At 59.9% G+C, this 16,857-nt stretch carries 15 protein-coding genes; 8 read left to right on the forward strand and 7 right to left on the reverse strand.

What is annotated here, in order from left to right:
- The first annotated feature begins 46 nt into the window (after positions 1 to 46).
- From DD236_RS02865 to DD236_RS02890, 6 genes are all read left to right on the forward strand, one after another.
- The gene (locus DD236_RS02865; protein WP_109092845.1) at positions 47 to 1,066 is read left to right on the forward strand and encodes a Gfo/Idh/MocA family protein; all 1,020 of its coding nucleotides are present in this window, start codon (positions 47 to 49) and stop codon (positions 1,064 to 1,066) included.
- Between the two features lie 192 nt (positions 1,067 to 1,258).
- Positions 1,259 to 2,893 (forward strand): ABC transporter substrate-binding protein, encoded by a 1,635-nt coding sequence (locus DD236_RS02870; protein ID WP_109092846.1) that lies wholly within the window; start codon positions 1,259 to 1,261, stop codon positions 2,891 to 2,893.
- Between the two features lie 99 nt (positions 2,894 to 2,992).
- Positions 2,993 to 4,126: an ABC transporter permease gene (locus DD236_RS02875; RefSeq protein ID WP_109092847.1), complete on the forward strand. Its 1,134-nt coding sequence runs from the start codon at positions 2,993 to 2,995 to the stop codon at positions 4,124 to 4,126.
- Positions 4,126 to 5,178, forward strand: coding sequence for an ABC transporter permease (locus tag DD236_RS02880; RefSeq protein WP_109092848.1), 1,053 nt, complete (start codon positions 4,126 to 4,128; stop codon positions 5,176 to 5,178). Before DD236_RS02875 ends, DD236_RS02880 begins: the two co-directional genes overlap by 1 nt.
- Entirely contained in the window at positions 5,175 to 6,914 is a 1,740-nt protein-coding gene (locus DD236_RS02885) for a dipeptide ABC transporter ATP-binding protein (RefSeq protein WP_109092849.1), read from the forward strand. The genes DD236_RS02880 and DD236_RS02885 overlap by 4 nt, the downstream gene beginning before the upstream one ends.
- 27 nt (positions 6,915 to 6,941) lie before the next feature.
- Complete coding sequence (locus DD236_RS02890) at positions 6,942 to 7,781, forward strand: fumarylacetoacetate hydrolase family protein (protein WP_109092850.1); 840 nt, start codon at positions 6,942 to 6,944, stop codon at positions 7,779 to 7,781.
- A gap of 5 nt (positions 7,782 to 7,786) precedes the next feature.
- Here the strand turns inward: DD236_RS02890 and DD236_RS02895 are convergent, their stop codons facing one another.
- The 5 genes from DD236_RS02895 to DD236_RS02915 form a co-directional block, all read right to left on the reverse strand.
- On the reverse strand, positions 7,787 to 8,572 hold the full coding sequence (locus DD236_RS02895) for a tyrosine-protein phosphatase (RefSeq protein ID WP_109092851.1): 786 nt from the start codon (positions 8,570 to 8,572) through the stop codon (positions 7,787 to 7,789).
- A gap of 21 nt (positions 8,573 to 8,593) precedes the next feature.
- Positions 8,594 to 9,301, reverse strand: a complete 708-nt coding sequence (locus DD236_RS02900) for an MBL fold metallo-hydrolase (RefSeq protein WP_109092852.1) — start codon at positions 9,299 to 9,301, stop codon at positions 8,594 to 8,596.
- A 43-nt stretch (positions 9,302 to 9,344) separates the two neighbouring features.
- Positions 9,345 to 10,622, reverse strand: coding sequence for an autotransporter outer membrane beta-barrel domain-containing protein (locus DD236_RS02905; RefSeq protein ID WP_207785667.1), 1,278 nt, complete (start codon positions 10,620 to 10,622; stop codon positions 9,345 to 9,347).
- A 73-nt stretch (positions 10,623 to 10,695) separates the two neighbouring features.
- On the reverse strand, positions 10,696 to 11,412 hold the full coding sequence (locus tag DD236_RS02910; RefSeq protein ID WP_109092853.1) for an NAD-dependent protein deacylase: 717 nt from the start codon (positions 11,410 to 11,412) through the stop codon (positions 10,696 to 10,698).
- A 23-nt stretch (positions 11,413 to 11,435) separates the two neighbouring features.
- Positions 11,436 to 12,005, reverse strand: a complete 570-nt coding sequence (locus DD236_RS02915) for a TetR/AcrR family transcriptional regulator (RefSeq protein ID WP_109092854.1) — start codon at positions 12,003 to 12,005, stop codon at positions 11,436 to 11,438.
- A gap of 207 nt (positions 12,006 to 12,212) precedes the next feature.
- Here DD236_RS02915 and DD236_RS02920 point away from each other — a divergent pair, with 207 nt between their 5' ends.
- Entirely contained in the window at positions 12,213 to 13,202 is a 990-nt protein-coding gene (locus DD236_RS02920; protein WP_109092855.1) for a DUF5692 family protein, read from the forward strand.
- 235 nt (positions 13,203 to 13,437) lie between these two features.
- Positions 13,438 to 14,157, forward strand: a complete 720-nt coding sequence (locus DD236_RS02925) for an SDR family NAD(P)-dependent oxidoreductase (RefSeq protein WP_207785668.1) — start codon at positions 13,438 to 13,440, stop codon at positions 14,155 to 14,157.
- On the opposite strand, the gene DD236_RS02930 is transcribed toward DD236_RS02925, so the two are convergent.
- Positions 14,154 to 15,476 (reverse strand): NAD(P)/FAD-dependent oxidoreductase, encoded by a 1,323-nt coding sequence (locus tag DD236_RS02930; RefSeq protein ID WP_109092857.1) that lies wholly within the window; start codon positions 15,474 to 15,476, stop codon positions 14,154 to 14,156. The genes DD236_RS02925 and DD236_RS02930 overlap by 4 nt on opposite strands.
- Before the next feature lie 229 nt (positions 15,477 to 15,705).
- On the reverse strand, positions 15,706 to 16,857 hold the full coding sequence (locus DD236_RS02935; protein ID WP_109092858.1) for an iron-containing alcohol dehydrogenase: 1,152 nt from the start codon (positions 16,855 to 16,857) through the stop codon (positions 15,706 to 15,708).

The raw sequence follows: 16,857 nt of genomic DNA on the forward strand, positions 1-16,857 counted from the left end.
CCGTAATCCTGTGTCGCTAGGGACCTGCACCGTGTAACCTCCCAGTATGGTACGGATTGGCATTGTAGGTACGAATTACATCAGCGAGTGGTTTCTTGCCGCCAGGAAGAGGACCGGCGGAAAGGTTGATCCTGTTGCCGTCTATTCGAGGACGCAGGAGCGAGCCGATGAATTCGCCCAGCAGCAGGATATTCCGCTAGCTTTCAGCGATTATGGCCAGATGATTGAAGCGGTGGATGCCGTCTATATCGCGAGCCCTACGAGTGCGCACCGCCTCCAGGCCCTCCAAGCGATTGAGAGTGGCAAGCACGTTCTGGTCGAAAAGACGATGGGCGCGTCTTTGGCCGAGGAGCAGGAGATCTTTCAGGCGGCGAAGTCCCGCGGCCTCATCGCGATGGAGGCAATGCGCCACCTGCATACACCCCACCAGCAGATCATCAGGGATGCCCTCACCAAGATCGGCGCGATCCGATACGCCCAGGTTCAGATGCTGCAGTATTCGGGTAGGTATGACAAGTTCAGGGAAGGGGAGATCCTTAACGCGTTCCGCCCAGAGCTCGGCAATGCGGCCATCGTAGATATTGGCGTGTACTCCCTAGAGTTTGCGTTGGATCTGTTCGGGGAGCCGGAATCATTCACGGGCGCTGGCGTGTTCCTTTCCAACGGGTTCGAGGGATCGGGCACCATTCAGTTCACCTACGATTCGATGATCGCCGATGTCTCATACTCGAAGATCGTCCAAGGCGTGAACCCAACGGCGATTCACGGCGAAGACGGTACCCTCACGGTCAACTACATCGGCGAGCCTTCACGAATCGAGCTCCACCGGCGGGACAGGACCGAGGTGCTTTTAGATCTAGCCAGTGCAGATTCTTCTGGTGAGCTGAAGCGGCCCGGTGTTTCAGGACAGTTCATTCAAGCGCCGCCAGCGCATCAATCGGACCAGATGCACCACGAGCTTCTGACATTCGCCGCGGCCATTGAATCCGGCACGATCGATCCACGCTGGGAGAAGATCACGCTGGCCGCGCGCGGGATCATGGACCGGCAGCTTTCCGTGGGTTAAGCCCGCAAATCTAAGCGAAAGGCCGGTACCTCGGCAAGTGCCCATCACAAATTGTGTCCAAATTGTGATCTCACAATATGAGATATTCATCTCGCGGAAACATTGAAAGCGCAAGTATTACTCCATTGGAATGGCAGGCATTCCGAACGGGGCCTTCGCGCATCTTGGCCTCGTGGAGCGAAGGGAGACTGAATGTCTCGAAACTTCTTCAAGGTGGGAGCGGCAGCCGCAGCAGTCATGGCATTGACGGCCGCCTGCGCCCAAACCAGCGATTCCGGTGATTCCGGAGATAACACCTCGGGCGGCGATGATTCTTCCGCCATCGCAGTGGGCACAACGGACAAGGTTTCGAGCCTCGATCCGGCTGGTTCATATGACAATGGCTCGTTCGTAGTGATGAATCAGGTGTATCCGTTCCTGCTGAACACGGTACCGGGCGCGGAGGACATGACTCCAACGCCGGATATAGCAGAATCGGCCGATTTCACCGAGCCAACCGAATACACGGTCAAGCTCAAGGAAGGCCTCACTTTCGCCAATGGTAACGAGTTGACCTCATCGGACGTCAAGTTCACTTTTGACCGTCAGATCGCCATCAACGATCCCAACGGTCCCGCCAGCCTCTTAGGTTCGCTCGATTCGATCGAGACCCCTGACGATCTGACGGTGGTATTCCACCTGAAGGCAGCAAATGACCAGACTTTTCCGCAGGTACTGACCAGCCCGGTGGGTCCGATTGTTGACGAGGACGTGTTCCCGGCGGATGAGATTCTCTCCGATGAGGAGATCGTCAAGGGCGAGCCTTTCGCCGGACAATACACCATCACGGATTACAAGCTGAATGAGCTCACTGCCTTCGCTCCGTTCGATGATTACAACGGCTCGCTCGGCGAGGTTGCAAATAGCGGCGTCACTCTGAAGTACTACAAGGATTCCAACAACATGAAGTTGGACATCCAGAAGAACGCTATTGATGTGGCCTACCGTTCGCTTTCCGCAACGGACATCGAAGATCTGTCCGGATCGGACAACGTGGATGTGGTTGAGGGACCAGGCGGCGAAATCCGCTACATCGTCTTCAACTTCAACACGATGCCTTACGGTGCGGATACGGATGATGCCGATCCGGCCAAGTCACAGGCGGTCCGCGAGGCGGTCGCGAGCTTGGTGGATCGCGATGCGATTGCTACCAACGTGTACAAGGACACCTATTCGCCGCTGTACTCCTACATTCCCGAGGGTCTGGACGGAGCCACTGACGATTTCAAGGAGAAGTACGGTGACGGCGAAGGCGGCCCAAGCCTCGACGAAGCCACCACGATCCTCGAAGATGCAGGCGTGGAAACCCCAGTGAACCTGGCGCTTCAGTACAGCCCGGAGCACTACGGTCCTTCCTCAGGTGACGAATACGCCGCGGTGAAGAACCAGCTTGAAGAAGGCGGTCTCTTCACGGTTGACCTCCAGTCCACCGAATGGGTCCAGTACTCCAAGGATCGTGTTGCGGACGTTTACCCGGCATACCAGCTCGGCTGGTTCCCCGATTACTCGGATCCGGATAACTTCCTGACCCCGTTCTTCACGGAGAACAACTTCCTCGGTAACCACTATGAAAACGATGAGGTTATCGATCTGATCAACGATCAGGTTGCAGAGCCGGATCACGATGCCCGCCTCGGTATCCTCGAGCAGATTCAGGACAAGGTATCGGACGATATCTCTACACTGCCTCTGCTTCAGGGCAAGCAGATCGCCGTAGTTGGGACAGATGTTGATGGTCTTGAGCTTGACGCTTCGTTCAAGCTCCGGGTTTCAACGCTCTCCAAGTAACCAACGCAGCTGGGGCCCGAGCGTTCAACGTTCGCTCGGGCCCCAGCTGGTTCCCTCACTGGGTTGTTGAGATCTTCTCTAGAAACTGAGGCATAATCTATGGACGCCGAATCAGACTATGTGACCACTGAGAGCAAGGAAGCTGGCGGGGGTGACGAGGGCGGGGAATCCGTCGTCGTCGAAAATAAACCAAAAGAGAAGAAGCGAAAGGGAGGCGGACTTTCCCGCTACATCCTGATTCGATTCCTTCTGATCTTTCCCACGATTTTCATTCTCGTGACGCTCGTGTTCTTCCTTATGAGGGCAACGGGCGATCCGATCACCGCGGCGCTCGGCGGTCGGCTCACGCCATCCCAGCTGCAGGAGCGCATCGCTGAGGCGGGCTACGATCGCCCACTCATTGTGCAATACGGTGATTACCTGTGGGGCGTGCTGCACGGAGATTTCGGCACGACTTTCACGGATCACCGCCCGGTGCTGGACATTCTGAAGCTCTACGGGGCAGGCACCCTCGAACTTGTCCTGTTCTCGCTGATCGTTGCGTTCGCGATTGGCATCCCGCTGGGCATGCTCGCCGCACGCTACCGTGATCGCTGGCCAGACGCCGTTCTGCGCATCTTCGCGATTCTGGCATACGCCACGCCGGTGTTCTTCCTGGGTCTGATTCTCAAGCTCATCTTCTCGGTGAATCTGGGGATCCTTCCCACTTCCGGCAGAGTTTCCTCCCAAGGCGAGCTCACAATGTCCAAGATCACCAACCCGTCGGGCCTGTATTTCCTTGATGCCCTCCGCCTCGGGGACACCGCTCTCCTCTCCGACGTGCTCCAGCACGCCGTCCTGCCCGCCATCGCGCTGGGCCTGCTGACGGGCGGCGTGTTCCTCCGGCTGGTCCGCACCAACCTAATCGGCACCCTTGAGCAGCCATATATCGAATCGGCACGCTCGCGCGGGGTGGGCGAGAACCGGCTGGCGCGCAAGCACGCGCTTCGGCCGGCCCTGATCCCCGTCATTACCGTGATGGGCATGCAGATCGCCATGAGCCTTGGCGGCGCCGTGCTCACGGAAACAACCTTCGAATGGGGCGGGCTGGGATACCAGCTCTCCCAATACATGCAGGCACGTGATTACGTGGCGGTTCAGGGAATCGTCATGATGATGGCCGTGATTGTGGCCGCCGTGAACTTCATCGTGGACATCATCGCCGCGTTGATCGATCCCAGAGTGAGGTACTGATGCGCGTTCCCATCATCTCAGATACTCAAGAAACCCCAGAAGAGCCGCGCATCCTTCCCAAGCGCGAGCACTGGTTCTACCGCCTGCCTATCATTACGGACCTGCGCCGTTCCCATGGGCTGCAGCGGGGAATGCTCGTTGCTGGCCTTCTGCTGACGGCACTGCTCATTCTCACGGCCATCTTCGCGCCGCTAATCGCGCCGTACAAGTGGGCGCAGACTGGCGATGATAACGGCGCGTTCGGCGCCCAACTGCCGCCGAATGACATCAACATTTGGGGCACCACCGTGGGTGGCTTCGACGTGTTCTCCCGCGTGGTGTGGGGCGCACGCACGGCGGTGTTGGTTATTCTGCTGGCGGTGCTGGCATCGGCCATCATCGGCGTGATCCTTGGTTTGATCTCCGGCTACATCGGGGGCTGGCTGGACAAGGTCCTAGTCATGATCTGCGATGCCGTGTACGCGTTCCCGTCGCTGCTGCTGGCCATCGTGCTCTCGATCGTCATCTCGGGCGGTAAATCCAGCGCATGGGGCGGAATATTATCGGCGGCCCTATCGATCACCGTCGTGTTCATCCCGCAGTACTTCCGCGTGATCCGAGCCGAGGCAGTACGCCTCAAGGCCGAACCGTTCGTGGAGGCCGCGCAAGTGATCGGGGCGCCGCGGCGGAGCATCATGTTCGGTCACGTGCTGCGCAATTCCACGCGCACCCTGCCACTGATCCTCACGCTCAACTGCTCCGAGGCGATCCTGACGCTCGCCGGCCTGGGCTTCCTCGGCTTCGGCATCGAGCAGACCGCCGCGGCCGAATGGGGCTATGACCTCAACCGCGCCGTAGCAGACGTTGCCGCCGGAAACTGGTGGACCGCCGTGTTCCCCGGCCTCGCGATCGTCCTGGCCGTCCTCGGCATCACGCTCGTCGGCGAGTCCATGAACGATTTGAACGATCCCCGGCTACGTACCCGCAAGCGTACGAAAAAGAAGGCTGGGGTTAAGAACGACGACGACGCCAGCAGCGCAACCGACGCCAGCACACAAGGAGCGCAATCATGAGTGCATCTGAATCAACTGGGTTTGACGGCGCGCCCTACACCCGTGAGGAGTTCGAGGCGGAACTAGAGCAGCCGCGACGCCTGAAGATCGTGAACCTCGGCGTTGATTTTGCGACGGACCACGGGGTTGTGCGGGCCGTTGACGGCGTCTCGCTTTACCTCGATCCGGGTGAAGTCTTGGCGCTCGTGGGGGAATCGGGATCTGGGAAATCGGTGACCGCGCGCTCCGTGCTGGGACTCCTCCCAGAGACCGCGAGCGCTACCGGCACCATCCTCATCGAGGGTACTGATGTTGTGGGGTTGCACGGGGCTAAGCTGCGGCAGCTGCGCGGGGAGAGGGCATCCATGGTTTTTCAGGAACCATCCGGATCACTCAATCCCGTCTATCCCATCTGGTGGCAGGTGGGCGAGGGCCTGAAGGCGCACAACAAGAAGCTGAAGAAAAAGGAGATCCGCGAGCGCGCCGTTACTGCGCTGAAGACGGTGGGCATACCGGACCCTGAGAAGCGAATCGACTACTATCCGCATGAATTCTCGGGCGGGCAGAAGCAGCGCATCATGATCGCCATGGCGCTCGCGATGGGGGCTGATCTGATCATCGCTGATGAGCCAACCACGGCGCTGGACGTGACGGTTCAGGCCGAGATTCTGGCGCTGCTCCGAAGCATCCGCGATGAGTACAACACCTCGATTCTCCTAATTACGCACAACATGGGCGTGGTGGCAGATCTGGCGGATTCCGTGGCGGTCATGTATGAGGGCAGGATTATCGAGCGTGCCCCCGCCGAGGAGCTGTTTTACGATCCGCAGCGGCCCTACACGAAGGCTCTCCTAGCGTCGGTCCCGCATTTGGGGCGGCAATCGGCATCGGCCGTGATGGACGAGGATGCGCGCAAGGAATTGCTTGGGGGCGAGGTGGTTGTTCAGGCCAAGGCGATGGAGGTGACCTATCCGGGACGCGTGGGCAGCCCCGAGTTCAAGGCGGTGCGAGGAGTGGATCTCACGATTCACCACGGCGAGGTCTTCGGCTTAGTGGGCGAATCCGGATCGGGCAAAACCACTATCGGGCGAGCAATGGCCGGCCTTGAAGCGGTGACGGGCGGCTCGCTGGAGGTCCTCGGCTGCCAGATGCGCGGCTTCAAGGAGCGCGATTTCCGCAAGTACCGCAAGGACATCGGGTTTGTGTTCCAGGATCCCGCCACAAGCTTCGATCCGCAGCGCACGGTTGGCGATGCCATCACTGAGCCGCTCAAGGTGCATAACAAGTTGATGTCCGCGGCGGACCGGAAGGCCCGCGTGGAGGAACTGCTCGATGCGGTCCAGCTTCCTACTTCTTACGCCTCGCGCTTCCCACATGAGCTTTCGGGTGGCCAGCGCCAGCGAATCTCGCTCGCGCGTGCCTTGGTCTTGCAGCCCAAGCTGATCATCGCGGACGAGCCGACCTCCGCCCTAGACGTCTCCGTTCAAGCCAAGGTCCTCAAGCTATTCAAGGAGCTTCAGGAGGAGTTCGAGTTCGCCTGCCTGTTTATCACGCATGATCTCGCGGTTGTGGACATGGTGGCGCACCGAATTGGCGTGCTCTATCAGGGCGAGATGATCGAATCCGGCATGGGAACCGATGTGCTCTCGCGTCCTCAGCACGAGTACACGAAGCGGTTGATCGCCTCGTTGCCGGTGCCGGACCCGCGGGCACAGGAGGTGCGGCGGGCGGAATTTGAGAAGTACGTGCGCCCCTAGTCCATCCCCAAGGAGCAGAATAGAACCATGCGACTCTTACGGTTTATTGTCAGTGGGCAGCCCGCTTTCGGATTTATTGACGAGGGCGAAACCCTCATCACCGAACTCTCCTCCTTAGATCCCTTCACAGAGACCGCGGCGTTCCTGCAGCGACCGGGCTCTATATCCAGCGCCGGGGTAAAGACAGCGGTGCGTGAATTGGAGCGAACGGGGCGCCGCTTTGACCTAGAGGATGTGCGCCTGCTCGCGCCGGTGGAGAAACCATCGAAGATCGTTGGTGTGGGCAAGAACTACGCTGACCACATCAAGGAGTTCGATAGCCAAACGCCCGAGGATCCGCTGCTGTTCCTCAAGCCCAGTACGGCGCTGATTGGCCCGGGTGATCCCATCATTTTGCCCGGATGGTCGCAGAAGGTGGATCATGAGGCGGAGTTGGCCGTCGTGGTTGGCAAAACTGCAAAGAACGTGACTCAGGATGAAGCCTTGGACTACGTACTGGGTTTCACGGTGGGCAACGATGTTTCGGCGCGCGATATGCAAAAGCGCGATGGGCAGTGGACGCGCGCGAAGGGCTTCGATACCGCCTGCCCGCTCGGACCGTGGATCACGATCGATGAGGCGCTAGATCCCACGGATCTGCTGGTAACTGGGCGGGTCAACGGTGCGGTGAAGCAGACCTCTTCCACGGCGGCGATGCTGCATCCGGTTGCGGAGCTGATTGCCTTTGCTTCGGGTGTGTTCACGCTGCTGCCCGGGGACGTCATTCTGACCGGGACGCCAGCGGGGGTGAGCCAGCTTCACGGCGGCGATTCCGTGGAGGTGGCAGTGGCCGGAGTTGGTGCGCTGACGAATCCGGTAGTTGGATAGTTGAGCTAGCGGGTCAGGAGGTTGCGAAGGTCAGCTAGTTCGCTGGCATCTAGCCCAAGGCCGTCGCGCAGATAACCCTCGAAGCCGCCGAAGTGCGCATCTACTTCCGCGAAGGCCGTGTCAAGGTAGGATTTCTGGACGCTGATCAGTTCGTCGGCGATCTCAGGAGAAAGGCCGGCGGACAGGAAGCGTGCGGCTAAGGGTTCGAAGAGGGCGCGGACTGCGGGGTTCACGCTCAGATACTCCGCAAGGACGGAATCGTAAGGCACTCCTGCCGCGGACATGAGGATCGCGGTGGCCCATCCCGTGCGGTCTTTGCCGGCAGTGCAGTGGTAGAGCACTGGAGCGCCTTCGGCCTCAAGGACGATGCGGATCAGGCTCGCGTATCCTGCCGCTGCAACATCGTTGGAGACGAGGTCCCGATACGTCTCCATCATCTTCTCGTGGGCGGCATCCAGCGTGAGAGAGGCGATCATCTTCGCCATCTCCTCGGTGGGCTGGCCGGGGATCGCTGCGGCAGATCCGGGAGCTCCGCCCAGAATGTCGATGCTGCGAAGGTGCGCGTTCGGTGGCAGGATGTCAGGTTTGCCTTCTGCTTCGGACGCCGTGCGTAGGTCTACAACGAACTCCAAGCCGAGGTTTGTCACGGCGGGATCGGTACGAACTCGCGGATCAATGGGTGCGGCCGAGCGGAAGAGGATGCCGCTTGCGAACGTCTTGCCACCGGCAACTGTCCAACCGCCCAGCTCGCGCAGGTTCGGCAGGGAGGGCGATGAGGGGAGGCTGTCCATCTGATAAGTATATTGAGTTGCTCAGATGATGACGATTCCGTCCTCCGGCCAATCGCGTACCTGAGTGGCGTCCGGCGCGAGATTCGTGGCCTGAGTGAGGAAGATCGGGCGCCCATTTTGATTGACAATGCCCTCGTGGACGGGCAGCGCGATACGCGGGCGGGTGTTCCGCAGGAAATCGATCGTTTCGCTCATCTTTGACCAGGGTGCCACCACCGCAAAGGCGAGCACGTCAATGTCCTGAAACTCGGGCTCGGGCACGAGCGAATCGCCCGTGACGCCCAGCCGCTTCTCATCTGGAGCTTCAATCACTAGGCCAGAGTTGCCCACGCGGGGGATATCGGGGTGGATCACGGCGTGCAGGCCGCCAATCGCGCTCACCTTCACCTGTCCCACCTGATAGCTACTTCCGGCAGGAAGCGGTACCACTTCTTTGCCACGCGCGGGTGCCTGGCCCGGTCCGGCAGCGGGGCCATCGGCCTGTCCAACGATCTGGGCCGCCGCCTCGGGCTCGGCCAATACGGCGGCGCGAGGATTAGCGGCCAAGATTTCGCTCAGCAGATCTGTATCGCAATGATCAGCGTGCTGATGAGTGATAATCACAGCGTCTAGGCCAGTTGGGGCGATCTCTCGGACCTTGCTGGCGCTGAAGTTCCCCGGATCGATCAGAATCCGTGCGCCGGAGATATCAACGAGTAGACACGAATGGTCAAGGTGTTGGATCTTCATATGTCTCACCGTAGCAATCCGGGCGGCGGTCTGGAAGAGATTTCTAGCCAATGCTGACGTCTCCGCTTGTCTCTCCATCGATGGCCCCGTCGCTGCCCAAAGCCACCTCAATGGCCGAGCTGTCACCCGCCGTGACCGAACCCGAAAGCTCAGAGCCCGCCACGCTCCACGTGACGTCCGCGCCGTTAGATCCTTCGGTGCCCCACCGACCCTCGTCGGCTATCGCCAGCGCTCCGGAAGACGAATCGACCGTCACGTTGCTCAGATCTAGGTCAGCCGTAGTGTTCGTGAAGTAGAAGACCGGGCCGTCGCCGGTGTAGGCGATCGAGGAATCCCAGATGGCGGCCGAACCGAGGCTATCGGCGGCGTCCTCATCGGCCGCGTCCCCGGACATTGACTGGTAGATCATTAGGGCGTTGCCGCCGCCTGAAGTGACATCTGCGTTAGAGAGGGTCGCTGAGTTCCTGCCCTCCACAACGATCACCTGAGATTGGGCCGATGTGCCGGAAAGTCCGTCTACGGTGATCGCGCCGGTGGAGTAGATGAGCGGGCTGTCATCGCCGTTCGTGTTGAACACGTTGGTCCCGGTCACGTCCACGGACCCGCCTCCACGGTCCGTCGCCACGGCCGCGGAGTGTGCGTCTTGGGTTGTGATGGTCATGTCGGACGCGGTGATCGCACCGCCGTAGGTGGCGTGCAGACCGCGCGAGGAATTGCCGCTGGTCTCGATGGTTGTGTTTGAGACGGTGGCCTCGCCCGAATCGACGGCTACCACCGCGTTCGAGCCGGACGAATCCGAGGTGATCGTTGACCCATCCACGGTGGCAGAGCTGCCTTCGCCCACCACCACGATTGCCGAATTGGCACCGTAGAAGTTGTATTCGTCCGAAACGTCGTCTGAACTCTCGGAATCGTTGGAAGCCGCGTCCCCCGATTTCGTGATGGTTGCGTCCGAGACGGCGAGGCTTCCTCCATTAACGACGACGAAAACCGCTTCATCCGCCTCCGCCGCCTCATATGTCCCGCCCGAGATCGTGGCATCAATATCGTCCACAAGGTATGCGGCGTTGTACGTGACCTCTGTGTCTCCAACGGTCACCGTGACGGATCCAGCGCTCAGCTCGGTGTTGGTTGCCGCGACTTCTGTTGCTGTGGATACTGTTTGTGACGTATCCGTAGCCGTGCTGGATGCGCCGCAGGCGCCAAGGCTGAGAATCAGAAGCCCTGCGGCGCCAACGCCGATGATCTTCTGCCCGCGGTGGTACGTTGCTGTGGGCTTGAGTTCGTTCTGCCATGCCGGTTCTGGAAGTTTCTGTTCCATGGTTCCTCCTCTTGGAATGCCTCCAATTTAGGAACCGCAGATGTGCCGGAGATTCGGCGCTCCTGTGTAGAACTTATGAAAGTTCGCTGCCGAGTACGGCCCCGATCGAATCGTGCAGCACGAGAGTGGCGATCTGATCGGCGGGCGTGGCCTGCTTATTGATGAGGATCAGGTTGTCACCCTCGAAATAATGGATGAGGCCAGCGGCCGGATACACGGTAAGCGAGGTGCCGCCCACGATCAGCGTGTCCGCCGCAGCGAGCTGGGTGCATGCCTCGCGCAGCATCTTCTCACTGAGTGCTTCCCCGTACAGAACTACGTCCGGCTTGATGATTCCCCCGCACGAACACACCGGCACGCCCGAGGTTTCGAGGATCTGATCAAGCGTGTAGTGCCTGCCGCAGTCCATGCATGTGTTGGACAGAACCGAGCCGTGCAACTCAAGCACGTGTCGCGATCCTGCCACCTGATGTAAGCCGTCGATGTTCTGCGTGATGATGGCGGTGAGCTTGCCTTCGGCCTCTAGACGCGCCAACGCCCGGTGCGCAGCATTGGGCTGGGCGTTGGGGTGGAGGATCTTGGTGCGGTAGAACTCGAAGAACTCATCCGGGTGATCCATGAAGAACTCATGGCTGAGTACTTCCTCGGGAGGAACAGAGGTGCCGCTTGACTGGCTGTACAGGCCGCTGCCCGAGCGGAAATCCGGGATGCCGCTCTCTGTGGAAACGCCCGCGCCTCCCAAGAAGACGATTCGTTTGCTTGTATCTAGGATCTCGCTGAGCTCACTCATGCTTCCATCCTACGAGCCTGAGACTAGCCCAGTCCGGAGAACCGATCGAGCGATTCGCGCACGTGGCCTCGCATGATGATGGCCAGCTTGTCCACCAGTTTCGTTGGATCTACTCTCATTCCGTCCGCGAGCCAGTGAAGGAGATGGCCTAGTACGGACAGCGTGTAGTGATCAATGATGAAGGCGCGGTCCGCGGAATCGAGTCGACGATCTGCTTCGAGCTCGGTTACGATCGCCTCCATCATGGCCTGCAATGTCTTGTAAAAGAACCGTTCGAGCTTGCGATGGCTTAGCGAGTTCACTACGGCGTAGACCTGATCGCGGTGCCTTTGCATGTATAGCAGCATTGCCTTGAAACCATCCGACCACTCGCCATAGCTGGCGTGAGCCATGATGTGATTGGCTACTTCGGTCTCGAACACCCACACGGCTAGTTCGTATACGTCGGCGAAGTGATAGTAGAAAGCCTGCCGCGTGATCCCGATCTGATTCGCGAGCGAAGATACCGTCACCTTATCGAGTGGCCGTCCCTCCAACTGTTGCTTGAGGGCAAGCCCGAGCGCCTCTTTGGTGCTGGGAGCCGTGGTGGTCATTCGATCCCTCTATACATAACTGTGGGACGAATGTCCCGAAAGGCAGATTTTCGCCGACCGATGAACGGAGTGAACCGGCTATTTTTTTACACTATCGGCAGACTGTCCGTCGTCTCCGCTTTCGCGAAAATCCTAGCATGAGAAGTGAAAACAGAGGCGTGAAGGGCGCCTCGCCATAACCTCCTCAGCGTTGAGAAAGTGAAGAAAATGTTCCTGTTCGAATCAATTCCGTGGCAATCATGGGTGGCCTGGCTGGTGGTACTTGCCGCGCTCATTGGCTTCAACGAACTCACCCGCCGGTATCGCGCCGCCGCGTGGGCGATGTTCATCGTTCTCCCGATCGTGCTCACCATTTTTGTATGGCCAACAACGGCCGGGGCCGATTCATCCACTGGAACCTGGTTCCACTGGGTCAAGGTGTACTCGGCTCTAGCTGGAGTGCTCGGCTTCATGCTGATCCGCTACCACAAGAAGGTTGCGGCAAATAAGTGGGTTCTCATTTTCCCTGCGGCCATCCTTGCCATCAATATCACCGAGGCGTGCATCCGTGACTTCCAGGTGGGTGCCATGGGAGCAGACGGCGTCATTGACGGCGTCTACATGCTCTCTGGTTCATGGAACTGGATGAACGGCATAGCTGGCCTCATCAACCTCATCACGATCTGCGGCTGGTTCGGAATCTTTGTTAGCCGCGATAAGTCGAAGGACATGATCTGGCCGGATATGCTCTGGTTCTGGATCATCGCTTACGACCTGTGGAACTTTGCTTACGTGTACAACTGCGTGGGTGACCACTCGTTCTACGCCGGTGCTGCACTTCTTATCTCCTGTACCATTCCGGCTTTCTTCATCAAGAAGGGCGCCTGGCTCCAGCACCGCGCCTCCACACTGGCCCTATGGATGATGTTCACGATGGCCGTGCCGTCCTTCGTCACGGACTCGGACTACGCGGTTGCCGCCTCCGGCAAGCCCGCCGCCCTTTTCACCGTCTCGGCTCTGGCGCTTGCCGCAAATGTGGCTGTGTTGGTTTACCAGATCCACACCATCAGGACGCGCAAGCGCAACCCGTTGAGCGACGAAATCTACTCGCACCTGCCTGCCTATCAGGAAGTGCGCGATGCGAATCTTGAGAAAGATGAGGACGCAAGCAACTTCGTCGTCGAAACAAAAAAGCCAACGGCAACCACTCGTCATTAAGGACTAATGTCCTAACTGTGCAGCGGGCCTCCTTTCCTTCGGGGATTGGGGGCCTGCCGCCATATTTGGGGTATAGAGGCAGGGTGACCGCAAAGCTAATCTGGAGACGTAGGTCACACGGACCTGCGTAAACCACATGAAGTGGTGGGGTAAAGAAAGGTGATGTCATGACAACGCGCCAGCGGCCAAGCCTTACGAGGAAGAGATCCTCACGGGCAGGTTTGAAGGCAAAACAGTGATTGTGACCGGTGCTGCCTCAGGCATTGGATTAGCGACAACGCTACGGATTGCGCGGGAGGGCGGCCGCGTAATTGCCGTGGATCTTAATGAGGAAGGGCTTGCGGCTCTAAAGGAGGAGCACGCGAACCGGGACATCGTGACCGTTACGGCCGATATTGGGGAGAATGAGGACGTTGCGCGTGTAATCGAGGCATGCAACGGGCAATGCGACGGGCTCACTAACAACGCGGGGATCATGGATAAGTTCGTCCCGATTGGCGAAGTATCCGATGAGATGTGGGAGAAGGTCTTCCACGTGAACGTTCTAGGGACAATGAAGATGACGCGCGCCGTCATCCCGTTGATGCTCGGGGCAGGGCATGGGTCAATCTGCAACACCGCATCGATGGGCGGCATCGTGGGAGGCGCCGCCGGGGCCGCCTACCCAGCCTCCAAATTCGCCGTTGTTGGGATCACGAAAAACACATCGTTCATGTACGCGCCGAACAACATTCGTGTGAATGCCGTGGCGCCGGGAGCCGTCCGGACCAACATCGGCGGCGATTTCGCTTCGCATCTGGCGCTGGCTCGGGTTGGGCCGCGCATGCAGGTGGTTGTGCCGCCACCCGCCGCGCCAGAGGAGATAGCCGCCGCCATCACGTTCCTGCTTTCCGATGATTCGGCAAACGTGACGGGCGCGGTTTTGCCATCGGATGGCGGGTGGTCTGCGGCTTAGTCCGGGTTCGGATCGATGATCTTTGGCCGCCGGGCAGCGATGTAGGGTGTTTCTCCGACGATCGCATTGTGGCTATGCCACAGCAGGTATTTCAGGCTCAGGTTCGTCATCGTGGCGAACCGGTTACGGTTTGAGAGCAGCTGCTGGATGTGCACAACAACCCAGATCACCCAAGCGGGTAGTCCCTTGACGCGAATCGGATTCTTTGTGGGCAGCCCCTTAATCTCTGCGATCGCAGCGGCACGGCCGATCGTGGCCATCGTGCCCTTATCCGTGTAGGAGAACGGCTTGGGGGCTGGCTGGCCAGAGACGGCTGCGGAAATCACTGCGGCCACATGCTGACCGCCCTGGATCGCTGGCTGAGCCAACTGGGGGAGGGCCGCGTCCGGGTTGATCGAGACGTCTCCAACAGCGAACACGTTGGGAAGGCCGCGGACGCGCTGATGGCCGTCCACTTCAATCCTGCCGCCGCGCCCTTGGGGAAGGCCCCACTTGGAGATCGACGAATGCGCTGTCACCCCTGAAGCCCAAATGACGATGGGAGTTTCAAGGAAGGTCTGCTCACCCTCGTGCTCAACTACTACGCCCTTTTCGGTAACCTCCTTGACGGCGGTCCCGAGCCGTAGGTTCACACCGCGCTCGCGGAGAGCTTCGGCGGAGTATTCGCGCAGAGACTCATCGAACGGCCCGAGCACGGCCGGACCCATTTCCACAAGTGTGATCTCAATGCGGGAGGAATCAAGTTCGGGATAGGTAACGGGCAAGTCATTGTTGCGCATCTCAGCGAGTGCTCCGGCGGTTTCAACTCCCGTTGGTCCGGCGCCCACAACCACGATCCTCAGGTCACGATCATGATCGTTCATTGCCGAATCCTCGAATTCGGCGAAGATCTTATCGCGCAGCTTGAGTGCCTGAGAGCGGCGGTACAGAGGCATGGAGTGCTCGCGTGCCCCAGAGATCCCGAAGAAGTTGGCGGTGACTCCGGTGGCGATGATGAGGTAGTCGTACATCACCACGACGTTGCCGTCCAATACGATTTCACGCTGATCGTGATTCATGTACAGGACCGTTCCGCGAACGAAGCGGACGTTATCCTGCTTGGCACGGATGGCGCGGAGGAACCACGTAATGTCGCCGGGATTGAGCGCGGCAGTTGCCACCTGATAAAGGAGCGGCTGGAAGGTGTTGTAGGTATGCCGATCGATGAGGGTGATGTCCACATCGGCATCCTTGAGTTTGCGGACCGCAGTCAGTCCGGCGAAGCCGCCACCAATAACCACAACGTGTGGGCGCTTTCCGGCCCGTGCTTTCTCCTGCATGTTTCTAAGACTAATGTCCTAGGTGGGGCACTTCTAGAGTGTGTTCGCGTGTGGTTTAACACGGGAAAACTCTTGACGAAACGACGGCGCAAGGAATGCGCACCACCCTGCCAGTAGCAGCGCACCTACCGGTGGATTAGCCCATGACACCGCGCCAAGACTTCCAGCCCGGAAATCACGTCGCGCCCACCGTAGCCGAGCCGGGCCTCGCGGACTTCCAGCGCGAAACTCACAGGGACGCGGTGAGGATAGCGTGGACCTCCTCGTAGGTGAGGACGATGGGATTGCCCTTCATCGAGCTGGCGTTCATGGCGCCCTTGGTGGCGGCGTCTAACCGGGCCTCGGTGAGTCCGAGGCTGGCAAGCCCGCCCACGCCCAGCATCGCGACGGTCTCGCGGATCCACGCGGTGCCGTCCTCCGCCGTGGCTTCGGGGTTGCCGGTCAGGAGCTGGCCAACCGTATCGTACCGAGCAATTGCCGGGTTCTCGGGGTCGCGCTCCTTCATCGCCTTGATATTGGTCTCGCAGCACTGGGCCAGCACGGCGGCGCACACATTCCCGTGGGGTGCACCGGTTAATCCACCTACCGGGGCCGCGATGCCGTGAGCTGCCCCGAGCTTCGCGTTGGCAAGCGAGAGCCCGCCCAGCAGCGAGGCGAACGCCATGTCTTCGCGCGCGGCGCGGTTGGAGCCGTCGGCATAGGCGGCGCGCAGGCCGGTCGCGGTGCGGCGCAAGCCCTCTTGGCTGAGGATATCCGTGAACGCATTTGCCTGACCCGATGTGAACGGCTCGATGCACTGAGTCAGCGCGTCCAGCCCGGACGAAGCGGTAACCGCCGGCGGGCATGAAAGCGTCAGATTCGGGTCCACAATCGCCACCGCCGGAATCATCGCGGGCGATCGCAGGCTCGCCTTGAGCTTATGCTCGGGGGAGTAGATTGGCGCGTTCGCTGTAACTTCGGCTCCGGTTCCGGAAGTAGTAGGAAGGGCGACGACGGGCACCGTCCTCGCGGCCAGCTTCTGCCCGCGCCCCACAACTTCGAGGTAATCCATGAGATCGCCGTCATTGCGCAGCAGGATGCCTACCGATTTGGCGGTGTCAATCACGGATCCTCCGCCCAGTGCCACGATCACGTCCGGGTTCGCTTCGCGCGCGGCAGCGGTAGCGGCGCGGACGCCCTCAACCGAGGGTTCACCCGTGGTCCGCCAGATCTCTAGACCGGGCAGCTCCTTGAGCGTTGCGAGGGGCGATTCGTCGGCGTCCGTGTGATTGCCGGTGATGACGAAGGCGCGATCACCAAAGGCTTTTACCTCCTCAAGCAATTGCTCGGATGTTCCATCGCCGAACGCGATGCGGCCGGCCGTGGCGAAATTGAAGGACAT

Source organism: Ancrocorticia populi (assembly GCF_003123745.1).
GTDB classification, from domain to species: Bacteria; Actinomycetota; Actinomycetes; order Actinomycetales; family Actinomycetaceae; genus Ancrocorticia; species Ancrocorticia populi.